Origin of the sequence: Actinoplanes subglobosus, assembly GCF_042650585.1 — a bacterium.
Lineage (GTDB): Bacteria > Actinomycetota > Actinomycetes > Mycobacteriales > Micromonosporaceae > Actinoplanes > Actinoplanes subglobosus.
Window position 1 is genome coordinate 369,392 of sequence record NZ_JBHSBL010000015.1, and the last position, 11,627, is coordinate 381,018.

General features: G+C 69.6%; 11 protein-coding genes. 3 read left to right on the plus strand and 8 right to left on the minus strand.

What is annotated here, in order from left to right:
* Positions 1 to 152 precede the first annotated feature (152 nt).
* Positions 153 to 1,367 carry an oxygenase MpaB family protein gene (locus tag ACFO0C_RS16415; RefSeq protein ID WP_378067488.1) on the minus strand — a complete coding sequence of 405 codons (1,215 nt, stop codon included), beginning with the start codon at positions 1,365 to 1,367 and terminating at the stop codon, positions 153 to 155.
* Between the two features lie 351 nt (positions 1,368 to 1,718).
* Positions 1,719 to 2,888 carry an MFS transporter gene (locus tag ACFO0C_RS16420; RefSeq protein ID WP_378067489.1) on the minus strand — a complete coding sequence of 390 codons (1,170 nt, stop codon included), beginning with the start codon at positions 2,886 to 2,888 and terminating at the stop codon, positions 1,719 to 1,721.
* Positions 2,889 to 2,972: 84 nt separating this feature from the next.
* Between ACFO0C_RS16420 and ACFO0C_RS16425 the strand changes: the two genes are divergently transcribed.
* Positions 2,973 to 3,530, plus strand: a complete 558-nt coding sequence (locus ACFO0C_RS16425) for a TetR/AcrR family transcriptional regulator (RefSeq protein ID WP_378067490.1) — start codon at positions 2,973 to 2,975, stop codon at positions 3,528 to 3,530.
* Positions 3,531 to 4,078: 548 nt separating this feature from the next.
* On the opposite strand, the gene ACFO0C_RS16430 is transcribed toward ACFO0C_RS16425, so the two are convergent.
* Positions 4,079 to 5,740, minus strand: a complete 1,662-nt coding sequence (locus tag ACFO0C_RS16430; RefSeq protein ID WP_378067491.1) for a polysaccharide deacetylase family protein — start codon at positions 5,738 to 5,740, stop codon at positions 4,079 to 4,081.
* A gap of 108 nt (positions 5,741 to 5,848) precedes the next feature.
* A complete protein-coding gene (locus ACFO0C_RS16435) occupies positions 5,849 to 6,457 on the minus strand; it encodes a DedA family protein (protein ID WP_378067492.1) in 609 nt (202 codons plus the stop codon).
* 208 nt (positions 6,458 to 6,665) lie between these two features.
* Here ACFO0C_RS16435 and ACFO0C_RS16440 point away from each other — a divergent pair, with 208 nt between their 5' ends.
* Entirely contained in the window at positions 6,666 to 7,061 is a 396-nt protein-coding gene (locus ACFO0C_RS16440; RefSeq protein ID WP_378067493.1) for a hypothetical protein, read from the plus strand.
* Positions 7,062 to 7,113: 52 nt separating this feature from the next.
* On the opposite strand, the gene ACFO0C_RS16445 is transcribed toward ACFO0C_RS16440, so the two are convergent.
* From ACFO0C_RS16445 to ACFO0C_RS16455, 3 genes are read right to left on the minus strand one after another with little or no spacing between them, the layout of a single operon-like run.
* Complete coding sequence (locus ACFO0C_RS16445) at positions 7,114 to 8,070, minus strand: GNAT family N-acetyltransferase (RefSeq protein ID WP_378067494.1); 957 nt, start codon at positions 8,068 to 8,070, stop codon at positions 7,114 to 7,116.
* 47 nt (positions 8,071 to 8,117) lie between these two features.
* On the minus strand, positions 8,118 to 8,822 hold the full coding sequence (locus tag ACFO0C_RS16450; RefSeq protein ID WP_378067495.1) for a hypothetical protein: 705 nt from the start codon (positions 8,820 to 8,822) through the stop codon (positions 8,118 to 8,120).
* A 10-nt stretch (positions 8,823 to 8,832) separates the two neighbouring features.
* Positions 8,833 to 9,561 carry a TetR/AcrR family transcriptional regulator gene (locus ACFO0C_RS16455; RefSeq protein WP_378067496.1) on the minus strand — a complete coding sequence of 243 codons (729 nt, stop codon included), beginning with the start codon at positions 9,559 to 9,561 and terminating at the stop codon, positions 8,833 to 8,835.
* 54 nt (positions 9,562 to 9,615) lie between these two features.
* On the opposite strand from ACFO0C_RS16455, the gene ACFO0C_RS16460 reads away from it, so the two are divergent.
* Positions 9,616 to 10,122, plus strand: coding sequence for a GNAT family N-acetyltransferase (locus ACFO0C_RS16460; RefSeq protein WP_378067497.1), 507 nt, complete (start codon positions 9,616 to 9,618; stop codon positions 10,120 to 10,122).
* A 303-nt stretch (positions 10,123 to 10,425) separates the two neighbouring features.
* On the opposite strand, the gene ACFO0C_RS16465 is transcribed toward ACFO0C_RS16460, so the two are convergent.
* Complete coding sequence (locus tag ACFO0C_RS16465; RefSeq protein ID WP_378067672.1) at positions 10,426 to 11,469, minus strand: NAD(P)-dependent alcohol dehydrogenase; 1,044 nt, start codon at positions 11,467 to 11,469, stop codon at positions 10,426 to 10,428.
* Positions 11,470 to 11,627: the final 158 nt, after the last annotated feature.

Sequence of the window (11,627 nt, forward strand, 5' to 3'; positions counted from 1 at the left end):
TCCTCCCGCAGCGGTTCTGCACGGCCGGCGGGTCGCCGCAACGATTCGCGGGCCGTCGCCCAGCCAGGTATCGCCCCTCGCGATACCCGCTGAACGACGGCCCGCGATCTGCCGTACCCCCTGGTCTCGCGCCGCCTTCGGGGCGCGGTCCGTCAGGTGCCGGCGCGGTTGCCGGTCGGGATCGTGATCGGGGTGTACGTCGGTGACGTGCCGTTGTTGAGGAACAGCATCGCCAGGCCGCGGATGAACTGGTCGAAGATCGAGAACGTCGTCGGGATGATCGGCGACAGACCCTCGCGGAAGGCCACGTAGGCGGGCCAGCCGACCTCGATGACAGCCCGGGAGGCGAGGTCGCGCGGCAGCTTCAGCCAGTCGCCGATCTTGTCGCCGAGCAGGTAGCGGGCGAACTCCCGCTGGAACCCGCGGGTGACACCCAGGTCGACCGTCGACGTCAGGTTGAGCAGGATGTCGGCCAGGTCGATGCCCTCGGGCGTCGGCGCGAGCAGCGGCGTCAACGCGTAGGCCGACTGTGCCTTCGCGGCCGCCCACGTCGCCGGGATGAAGTCGTCACGCACGCCCAGCAGGTGCAGCGCCACCTGCCACATGTGCAGGAAGGCCTCCTCCTCCGCGGCCGACATGCGGATGCCCCACGACTTGAGTTTGCCGTGCACGAACGTACCCAGGCTGTGGAAGGTGATCAGGATGTCGCCGTTGCTGATCGGGATGAAATCCTGGTCGTCGGTGACCGCCCGCCAGTGCGACGACTTCGGCAGCAGGTGCCGGACCGCGGCGTGGGTCAGGCGCGTCTTGTTCGACGTCACGACGAAGTGACCGGTCGGCTGGAACGCGTCGAGGGCGCTCAGATCGTACCCATAGGTGAAGGTCTTGGCCGCGCGTGATTTCATCACCGCGCCGCCCTCGGACCAGTAGACGTTGCGGGCCTCGCGGGGGATGACCGTGCTCATGATGCCGCTGCCGAGGCCGTAGAGCAGGAACAGATACATGCTCATGCGCTTGTTGAACTGGGCGGCCCGGTTGAGTTTCGTCTGGTCGGCCCAGGACGGCAGCCTGTTGTGCTCCTGGATCCAGGTGGTCAGGGCGGCGGGGATGCCGGCGGGGAGCGCGTCACCGTTGTCGACCCATGACTCGAACGCGGTGTTGACCGCCGGGATCTGCCCGCTGTCCAGAAGGGAGGCGAGCAGCGGGTCGGTGGCGTCGTCCCAGACACCCCACGGGTCGGTGATCGTGTCGGTCGCGGCGATCGAGCCGGATGACGACCACGCCCATGCCTTCGACGGGTCCGCCACGCCGGCCAGGCCGAGTGCGGCACCGAGAGTCAGAACGCTTCGTCTACTGAGATTTTGCATTCGCTTACCCACTTCCCGGTCGGCCAGGGGAGGCCTCGAACACCGGCTCGTGCTGCGGCTACGAGCATGTTTCGAAGTTCTTCGGTGTGTGATTTCCCATTAACATAGCGGCCGCCGACGGCATCGGCAAGGCTGGATGTGAACGCCCCGTGACAACAAACAGGCCGGCTCTCACCGCGGTCTCGGCGAGCGTGAGACAACGGTGGGAGCAGGCCTGTCGGGGTTGATTCGCGCAGGGAACGGCGGCGCTGCTGCTCGGCCGGTGGGGTGGGGTGGGCCGGCGGCCGACGGCCGGTGGGTGCGGGTCGGCGGGACAGAACCGGGGGTGGTCGGGCGGCCGGTGGGTGCGGGTCAGCGGGACAGGGTGGGGGTGGTCGAGCGGCGCAAGGTCGTCGCGGCGAGGGTGGCGATCGCCAGCAGGGTCAGGACGGTGATCATGGCGGCGCGCAGGCCGTAGTGTTCGCCGAGGAAGCCCAGGGCCGGTGGACCGACCAGGAACGCCACGTAACCGGCCGCCGCGACCAGCGACACCCGGGCCGTCGGGTTGTCGCCCGAGTCGCCGGCGGCCGACAGTGCTACCGGGAAGCCGAGCGCCGAACCCAGGCCCCAGAGCAGGACCGCGGCGCCGGCCACGATCTGGTTGTCGACGAAGACGACCAGTGCCACGCCGACCGCGCCGACGACAGCGCTGGCTGCCAGGACAGTGGCCCGGCCGTAACGTTTCAAGAAGACGTCGCCGGTGAACCGGCCGATCGTCATGGCGGCGGCGAACACCACGTACACCGCGGAGCCCAGCGCGGGGTCGAAGCCGTGACCGTCCACCATGATCAGTGGCAGCCAGTCGTTCGCCGCACCCTCGGCCAGGGCCATGGCCAGCACGATCGTGCCGATCAGCAGCAGCCGCGGATCGCGCCATACCGGCTCGCCCCCGGCCTCGGCGCGGGGCTCCTTGCCGACACCGGCCGGTAGGCGGCTCGCGGCGGCCAGCGCCACCGGGACGCTGATCAGGCCGATCGCCAGCAGATGCCACAGCACCGGGAAGGCGAGCGCGGTGAGGATCATGCCGATCACCGCGCCGACGACGGTGCCCAGGCTGAAGAACCCGTGCATCGTCGGCAGCACCGGGCGGCCGAGGAGGCGCTCGACGTCGGCGCCCTCGATGTTCATGGCGACCTCGCCGCCGCCCATGCCGATGCCGAACAGGAACAGCCCGGCCGCGACGAGCGGGCTCTGGTGTGCCGCGGCGCCGATACCGATCACCGGGATGCTCAGCGTGGTGGTGACGATGCCGACGGTCGCCACCGGGCGGGTGCCGAACCGGGTCACCAGCGCGCCCGAACCGAGGATGCCGATCATCGAGCCGACCGAGATGCCGAACAGGACCAGGCCCATCTCGGCGGTCGAGGCGCCCAGCAGATCGCGGATGTCCGGGGTGCGGGTCACCCACGACGAGATGCCGAGGCCGGGCAGGAAGAAGAGCGCGAAGAGCGCGATACGGCGGTGGGCGGTGGTGTGTTCCATGGTTACCCTTTCTAAGTGCGTACGAACGTACACACTTTTGGGGTCTCTCTAGAATGGGCCGAACCGGCAGGCGAGGAGGATCACATGGGCGGGGCGCGCCGGGTCGCCAACGATCCCCTGCGCAAGCAGCGCATTCTCGACGCGACCCTGACCGTCGTCGCCCAGCACGGAGTGCATGGGACCACCCACCGCCGGATCGCCGGTGAGGCCGGGGTGCCGCTCGGGTCGCTCACCTACTACTTCGAGTCTCTCGGCGACATCATCGAGCAGGCGTTCGCCGGGATGGCCGCGTCGATGTCGGAGCGGTATCACGCTGCGCTCACCGCGGCGCCCGACGAACGGGCCGCCTGCGCCGCGGTCACCGACCTCATCTGCGGCGAGGAGTACGCGACACCCCGCGAGCTGGTCCTGCTGCACGAGATGTACGCCTACGCCAACCACAACACCACCGTCGCCGACACGCTGCGGCAGTGGTTGCGCCGCAGTCGCGCCAGCCTGGCCCGCCACTTCTCCGAACGGGCTTGCCGGGCCATCGACGCGCTCATCGAGGGCTGGCCCATGCACCAGGCCTGGGAGCGGGAGCCACTGGACCGCGACCTGGTCCACGAAACGATCACAGCCGTCGCGGAGCGCCTCCGCTGACCGATCCGCCGAGCGACGCCAGACGTCCCGGCGACCCGCCCACCCCGAAGCACCCCGCCCGTCCGGCCTTGCGCCGGTTCGGTGTTGTGTCGGTTCGGTGTTGCGCCGGTTCGGTGTTGCGCCCGTCCGGCCTCGCGCAGGGGCGCCGCCATGTTCCCGAGGCGCCCGACTCTGCGGGGGCGACGCCAGGCGGGCCTGGAGCGTCTGACGGTCCAGGTCTCCCGCGCGGGCGACGTCAGGTGATCGGGCACGTCCCGGTCGCCCGGCTCACCGCGTGAGTGACACCGGGCGGGCCGTGAGTGCCTGCCTGCCGGGCCCCGCCGCGCAAGTGAAGCCAGGCCCGGTCGGGTGCGTCCCGGCCGTCCGGCTTGCCGCACGCGAGCGGTGCCGGTCGGCCCATGCTGCCTGGGCTGCCCAGCCTGCGCCTGGCCTGCCCGGCCTGCCCGGGCTGCGTGGGCTGCCTGGCTTGCGTGGGCTGCCTGGCCTGCCCGGTCTGCACGGGCAGCACGGCCCGCCCGTGCGGGCGACGCCGGGCGACGCTGGGTGACCTACCGCCCGAGTGACTTCAGATGGGCTGTGAGTGCCCCGGCCAGCAACTGATGGTCGCGGGCCGACGGGTGCCAGTCGCAGCCGAGGAGGTCCAGTCCCAGGGCGGCGTTGTCGTAATGCAGCGCGGTGATCCGGCGGTCGCCCTCGGCGGTGCGCTGGGCGACGACCTGCTGGACCGAGTCGGCTAGCGCCGTCGTGTTCCACATCGACGGATATGTCAGGACGAATTGGGCGCGATGACCGTACCGCTGGCGGAGTTTCTTGAGGAAGTCGAGGTAGGCGGCCCGGAAGTCGGCGGCGAGTGCCGCCTCGTCGGGCCACCGCTCGCCCGCGTGCACCGGCGTGGAGAAGTCGTTGATGCCCAGCCCGATGACCACGGTCTGCGGTTTCCAGCTGGCGGGGCGCTCCCATGCCGCGGTGTCAGCGGCCTGGAGAATACGGTCGTAGTAGGTGCGGTAGTCGACGTCGGGGTTGCCGCCGTCGTAGTTGCGGACCATGCCCATGCCGGACCATGCGTTGAGCTGGTAGTCGGCGCCGAGCGCGCGGGCGGTCAGCGCCCCGAACGTCTGGTCAGCGTTGGAGTTGCGGTCGATGCCGGTGGCGCTGCAGTCGCGGCTGGTCGACGTGTTGCCGTAGCCCGCCGTCCACGAGTCGCCGATGAACTCGATCTGCCTGCTGCGGGCGGCCGGCTTGCCCAGCAGATCGCCGGCGAACCCGCCGAACTGGCCGGGTGTCCACGGGCTCTCGGTCCGCTTGGCGAGCCGCACGGTGTGCACGCCGGGTCGCAGGTCGCGGATCCAGTGGGTGGTCCGGCCCGGCGTGACCAGGGTGACCGGGGTCAGGCCGTCGATCTGGACCTCGTAGTCGTTGACCGCGTCGTCCAGCACGATGCCGACGCTCGTGCCGCGGAACCGGCCCTCGAAGTAGACGCCGGGCCACGTGTATCGCACGCCCGTGCCGCGGTCGTCGACCCGGCCGACGGTGTGCACCCCGGTCAGCGCGCGGGTGTGCGGGGCGACGGCGCGGCCGGTGACCGCCGAGATCCTGCCCGGGCACAGGCCGTGCTCGCGCAGCGTGGTCGCGATCTGCGGGATGGCCGCCACCGTGTTCGGTGGCCAGTCGTGCAGCAGGATGACATCGCCGTCACGCAGCCGGCCGACGGCTTCGACGATCTGCTCGACGGAGGCGTTGTCCCAGTCCTTCGCGTCGACGTCGGTGTTGATCTCGGTGAGCCCGAACCGTTTCTCCACCGCCCGCAAGGCGTCGTCGGTGTCCAGGTAGGGCGGACGGAACAGGTCAGGTGTCACCCCGGTGACCTGGCGGATCACCTCCTGGGTGCGGGAGATCTGGGCCGCCTGCTCGGCCTCCGGCAACTGGGTCATGAACGGGTGGTCCCAGCTGTGGTTGCCCAGCCACATGCCGGCCGCGACCTGTGCCTTGGCCAGTGCGGGGTTGGCCTCGACGTTCTGTCCGGTGTTGAACATGGTGGCCCGCAGGCGGGCACGCTGCAGGGCGTCGAGCAGAGCGGTCGTGTTGCCTGGGGTGGGGCCGTCGTCGAAGGTGAGCCCGACGTAACCGGCGCAGGCCCGGCCGGCGGTGGCGGGCGTGGGGGCGACGACGACCAGGGCGGCGGCAGCGATCAGGGCGGCGAGGTGCTTCATCGACTCCCTTTCTGGGAGCGCTCCCAATAGGTGGCGAGGGGGCGCTCTTTAGTTGATGAATGTCGATGGGTGAGCTTAGTGGAGCCTAGGTCGATACCGCGAGAGGCGTCAGCGGGAGCCCACCGGGACCGGCCGGCTCGCCGGTGGTCGGATCCGCCGCCGCCGCGCTGCGGTCCACCGTCGCTCAACGAGCGCGCACACCCCGGCCAGGCACATCCCGATCGCGAGGCCGACGGCCGCGCCCAGCAGCGGCGCATCGGAGAACGCCACGCCACCCAGCCGCCCCAGCCCGATCACATAGACCGCCCAGCCCGCGCTCGCGAGCGCGCTGTAAAGCGAGAACCGGCCCAGCGGCATCCGTGCCGAACCCGACATCATGCCCGTGGCCGTCCGCCCGTAGGGCAGAAACCGGCCCACCAGGATCGTCACCGCCCCGTAGCGCCGCAGCGCCCGCTCGGCCCGCTGCCGGGCCACGGCGAGCTTGCCGCCGCCGAACCGGTTGCCGGCCTTTCGACCGAGCACACAGGACACCCGATCGCCGGCGATGCCACCGGCCACGACCGTCAGGACCAGAGCGAGAAGGTGAGGGGAGCCGGTCGCCGACAGGGCGCCCAGGCTGATCACCACGGTCTCGGACGGCACGATCGGGAAGAACCCGTCGACCGTCACGGCCACGAAGACGATCACATAGAGCCACGGCGAGCAGACCAGAGGCATCAGGTGATCCATCATGCTGTCGTTGTCCTCCCCCGTTGAGCCTGTCCTTGACCGTACGGGCCCCGGAGACGCCAGTGAATGGTGCCACCTCGCCGCTACATGGTGGTGCTAGCACCACCCTCTGTCGATGACATACGCCCGCGACGGGACCTCGGTTCGACGCTGGACAGGCCATGATGATCTTTCTTTGCCGAACGGGGGAGGCGCTGTGGAGATTGGCCGGCGAGCCGGGAAACGCGGGACGGCGCGGCGGATCGGCGGGGCGGCCGCCGTCCTGGTGATCCTGGCCGGGTGTCTGTGGAGCGTCTGTTTCGGCTGGTTGTACGTCTTCGCGGACGAGGGGGCGATGCCGCCGAAGTGGCGGATCCCGCCGGTGCCGGCTGGGACGACCGTCCTCGAGGAAGGTATGCAGTGTGCCTCCGGCGGCTGCTGGTGGGCGCTCACCCTGCAGCCTCCGGCCGGGCAGTCACCCGAGGATCTGCGACGCCAGATGGGGCTGGAGACCGAGAAGCGGTTGCGGCCCACATTGACCGATCCGGCGTACGTGATCACGGGTGCCAACATCCGGCAGGGGCATGTCGTGGTCTATGTTCGATACGGCTGAGCTCACCCGTACCAGAGGATCTCGTCGTTGAATCTCTCGCGGAGCCGTGGGCTCAGAAGACCGGCGTGTGCCTCCTGAGCAGCGGGGCGTCACGGGAGAGCTCGCGGAAGCCGACGCCGTGATAGAGCGCACGGGCCTTCGGGTGACCCGGCGCGCCGAGGCAGGCGACCGTCGCATGGGTGGCGCCGGCCGCTCGCACCGCGTGCATGCCGTGCAGCAGCATCGCCCTGGCCAGACCCTGCCGGCGGAACCCGGGATGGGTGCCGACCGGCTCGAACTCGGCGGTCCGGTTCACCTCGTCCAGCCACATGATCGTCGAGGAGGCCATCGTCCCGTCCGGCGCCTCGACCAGGAAGTGCAGGTCACCGCGATAGCCGGCGGTCTGGCGGACACCCTGGTAGGCCTCGGCGCTGTACGTCGACGGCGCCCACGCGTCGATGTGGGCGCGCACCGCAGCCTCCGGGCCCGCCTCGTCGGCGGTGCGGAACCGGAACCCCTCCGGCAGGACCGGCTTCTCGATATCAGTCAGGTCACGTTCGTTGAGCTGCGTCCAGAAACCGGTGTCGCCGAGTGACGAGGGATCGGTCTCGTAGCCGTACGCGGCCCACCGCTTCAAGGCGAAACCGTCGCCGGCCGCCGGGACCACCGTGCGGTCGACGTGCGGTGCGGTGCGGTCGTACCAGTCGATGACCTCGTCGATCAGGTCGGCATGGTCCGGGTGGATCTGATAGACCAGGTTCGCGTTGGTGACGTCTTTCGATCGCCCGTCGGTGCGGTGCACGCGGTGGGGGAGCTGAGCCCAGCCCCAGGCCACCAGCCTGCCACCGGCGAACCACAGCCGGCGCTGCCATGTCGGGCCGTGGGCGGCGTGGCTCTTGCCCCAGTTCCAGGCCAGCTCGCCGTAGGTCGCCTCGGCGTTCACCAGGTGCGGGTGGGTCGCGGTGACACGCTGCGCCAGATCCTGCATGAGCTGCACGTCGGCGGCCGTCAGAAGGTCGAGGTTCGCCATGGTGCGCCACTGTGTCAGAACGCCGCGTGACCGTCGAGTCGATATCGCTACCCGGTCGTCTCGAGGGAGGTGACTACGTATTCGGTGGATGTCCGTGTCTGATCAGCCGCGCCGAGTAGCGACTGGGCGGTGATGACCAGGTATCGGTCGCCTGGGTAGGGGATCGTCCAATGGGACTGCCACCAGGGCTCGCCGTCGTGGTCGTAGGTCAATTCGATCACGGTGATCCCGTCGTCGAGAGCGCGGACGGCGAGGACTGTCTGGTCGGGAGCGATGAGCGCGTCCGGGTCGGCGAGCCGGGCCTGCGGCACCGGTCCCTGCGGGAAGATCGTCGCCTGGCCGGGCCCGTTCAGGTAGAACGCCGTCCCGTCGGTGGCGTCGTGTGGTGACTCGACGGTGAAGCCCACGGGCCATCGCGTCCGGAACACGGATGTCTCGATCAGCCAGAACGGCGCCGCCCGCCCCTCACCGACGTCGACGACATCCGGATCGCTCTTGTACGGGCCGTCGGCCGGTTCGCCTGTGTTGATCACGGTGTGGGCTGCCCCGGCTTCGGTCCAGCGGGTCACCCGGACCGCGCCGCCGGGTTCCCCCGTGCCGCCGGGTTCCCCCGCGCTGCCGTGTTCCCCCGCGTCGGGCTCCTGTGGGGCGCCGGTTTTCGCTGCGGCGCCGGGTTCCCGTTCGAAGGCGTAGGGCCAGTGCGGCAGGAGCGTCATTCCGAACCCGTTGAGCCGGGTCAGCACGTGGGGCATGGCAGGCAGCCTAACCGTTTCTGATCATGGTGAGCTGGAGCCGGACGGCGGCGTCGACCCGGTCCTGATCGCCGGTGGCGAGCAGGTCGAGCAGGCACCCGCGGAGCGTCGCCAGGACGGCGGTCCGGCGGGCGGTGCCGTCGGCGGAATCCCGCTCCGGCTGGGGCTGGCACTTCGCCAGGAGATGGAGCCAGTCCGTCACCGTAGCCGCAGCGAATCCGGCCCAGGCTCCATCAGGTTCGATCAACGACCGGGTGTACGCCTCCGCCCACAGCCGCAGCAACGGTCGGTGTCGTGGTTCCCGCAGCCAGGCCCAGACACGTTCCGCCGCCGGCACGAGCCCATCTTCCTCGTTCCCATCGGATTCTTCGTGCCCACTCAGGTAGGCGGTGTCACCTGCCCCGGTCGCTCCGCCCGTCTGGGCTGCGCCGCCTGTCTGGGCTGCGCCGCCTGTCTGGGCTGCGCCGGTCTGCGTTGCGCGGTCCGGTTGCGGCGGGCCGTCCGGGTCGGTGAGGGCGTCGAGGACCGTCAGCTCGTCGGCGCGTGCGCGGGCCAGGAGTGCTCTGACCAACCCGTCCTTATTGCCGAACAGGAACATCAGCACCCGGGGACTGGAACCGATCGCGGTAGCCAACGGTCGCAGCGAAAGGTCGGCGAGACCGTGCTCGAGCGCATACCGATAGGCCGCCTCCAACAACTCGACCTGACGGGCGGACGGACTGGTCGGTTGCTCGGTCACAGCGTTAGCCTACAGTCCACTGAAACAGTCGTGTCAGTGGACTTGGAGGGTCAGATGACGTCAACCACACAACCCGACGTGGTCATCCGCCGCGCCGACCGCCCCGGCGACCTCGGCTGGGTCGTGATGGCCCATGGCGAGGCCTACGACGAGCAGTTCGGCTGGAACACCGATTTCGAAGCCCTGGTGGCCCGAATCGTCGCCGACTATGCCACCGACCATGACCCCCGCCGGGAAGCGGCTTGGATCGCCGACGTCGACGGCACCCGTGCGGGCAGCATCTTTCTGGTGACCGGCGACGAGCCGACCGTGGCCAAGCTCCGCATCCTGCTCGTCACTCCCGCAGCACGAGGCCTCGGCCTGGGTGCGCGCCTGGTCGAGGAGTGCCTCCGATTCGCCCGCGAGGCCGGTTACCGCACCGTCACGCTGTGGACCAACGACATACTCACCTCCGCCCGCAAGATCTACCAGGCCTACGGCTTCGTCCTGGTGAGCGAGGACCCTCACGAGAGCTTCGGCCACCGTCTGGTCGGCCAGACCTGGACCCTCGACCTGTCCTGACACCGAAACCCGACGTCAGCGTGCCTCACACCGCGGTAGGGCCGACTGATCAGTCAGCTGATCATGGCGGACGCCCGCGCCCCCGGAGAGGGCGGCCAGGATCGATGGTTGGTTCGAGGCAGCGGTCGGTTGAGACAGCGCTGGGCCCGAACAGCGCCGCGACCCCCGCCGGGGAGGGCGCGGCGAACGAGGGGTCAGCGGAAGGCGCGGCGAACGAGGGGTCAGCGGAAGGCGCGGCGAACGAGGGGTCAGCGGAAGGCGCGGCGAACGAGGGGTCCAGCGGAAGGCGCGGCGAACCAGGGGTCAGCGGAGGCTGTTGATGTCGATGACGAAGCGGTAGCGGACGTCGGACTTCAGGACCCGCTCATACGCCTCGTTCACCTCGTCGGCGGTGATCACTTCCACCTGGGAGGAGATGCCGTGCTCGGCGCAGAAGTCGAGCATCTCCTGGGTCTCGGCGATACCGCCGATGCTGGAACCGGCGAACGAGCGGCGGGCTCCGAACAGGGCGAACACCTGGACCGGCAGAGGCTCCGGCGGGGCACCGACGGCGACCAGAGTGCCGTCGAGGCGCAGCAGACGCAGGTAGGCGGCGATGTCGATCGGCGCGCTGACCGTGTTGATGATCAGGTCGAACGTGTTGGCCAGCTCCTTGAACGTGGCCGGGTCGCTGGTCGCGTGGTAGTGCTTGGCGCCGAACGCCAGGCCGTCATCCTGCTTGCTCAGTGTCTGCGACAGAACGGTGACCTCGGCGCCCATCGCGACGGCGATCTGCACGGCCATGTGGCCCAGGCCGCCCATGCCGACCACGGCGACGTTACGGCCCGGGCCGGCCTTCCAGTGCGACAGAGGTGAATACGTCGTGATGCCCGCGCACAGCAGCGGCGCCGCCGTCTCGTAGGGGATGGCCGCCGGCACCCGGAGCACGAAATCCTGGTCGACGACGATGTGGGTGGAGTAGCCGCCCTGTGTGACGGTGCCGTCGCGGTCGATGCCGCCGTAGGTCTGGATGTTTCCCTTCAAGCAATACTGCTCGTGGCCGGCCCGGCAGTTGTCGCACTCACGGCACGAGTTGACCATGCAGCCGACGCCGACCCGATCGCCGACGGTGTGCTTGGTGACCTCGGTGCCGACCTCGGTCACCTGCCCGACGATCTCGTGGCCGACGGTCAGCGGATAGGGCACTTTGCCCCACTCGCCGCGCACAGTGTGGATGTCGGAGTGGCAGATGCCGGCATAGCGGATCTCGATCAGAACATCACGTGGCCCCACGGCACGCCGCTCGACGGTGGCGCGAACGAGTGGCTCGGTGGCCGAGGGCGCAGCGATGGCATTGACGGTAGAGATGACAGCCTCCGAGGACGAACGAAACGATCAAGAATGAATCAGGACAAAAACGAGCCGGACAACATGAAGGGGGTGTACTGCGTGATCAGGACTGATGGTGCTGTGGATCCAGGAGACCATAGCCACGGACGCGCAGGGAGACCCTGGTGATACGTGTA

Bases quoted from the DNA above. Each gene is read 5' to 3' on its own strand.
- ACFO0C_RS16415 (WP_378067488.1), bottom strand. From the start codon at position 1,367: ATGCAAAATCTCAGTAGACGAAGCGTTCTGACTCTCGGTGCCGCACTC.
- ACFO0C_RS16420 (WP_378067489.1), bottom strand. From the start codon at position 2,888: ATGGAACACACCACCGCCCACCGCCGTATCGCGCTCTTCGCGCTCTTC.
- ACFO0C_RS16425 (WP_378067490.1), top strand. From the start codon at position 2,973: ATGGGCGGGGCGCGCCGGGTCGCCAACGATCCCCTGCGCAAGCAGCGC.
- ACFO0C_RS16430 (WP_378067491.1), bottom strand. From the start codon at position 5,740: ATGAAGCACCTCGCCGCCCTGATCGCTGCCGCCGCCCTGGTCGTCGTC.
- ACFO0C_RS16435 (WP_378067492.1), bottom strand. From the start codon at position 6,457: ATGCCTCTGGTCTGCTCGCCGTGGCTCTATGTGATCGTCTTCGTGGCC.
- ACFO0C_RS16445 (WP_378067494.1), bottom strand. From the start codon at position 8,070: ATGGCGAACCTCGACCTTCTGACGGCCGCCGACGTGCAGCTCATGCAG.
- ACFO0C_RS16450 (WP_378067495.1), bottom strand. From the start codon at position 8,822: ATGCCCCACGTGCTGACCCGGCTCAACGGGTTCGGAATGACGCTCCTG.
- ACFO0C_RS16460 (WP_378067497.1), top strand. From the start codon at position 9,616: ATGACGTCAACCACACAACCCGACGTGGTCATCCGCCGCGCCGACCGC.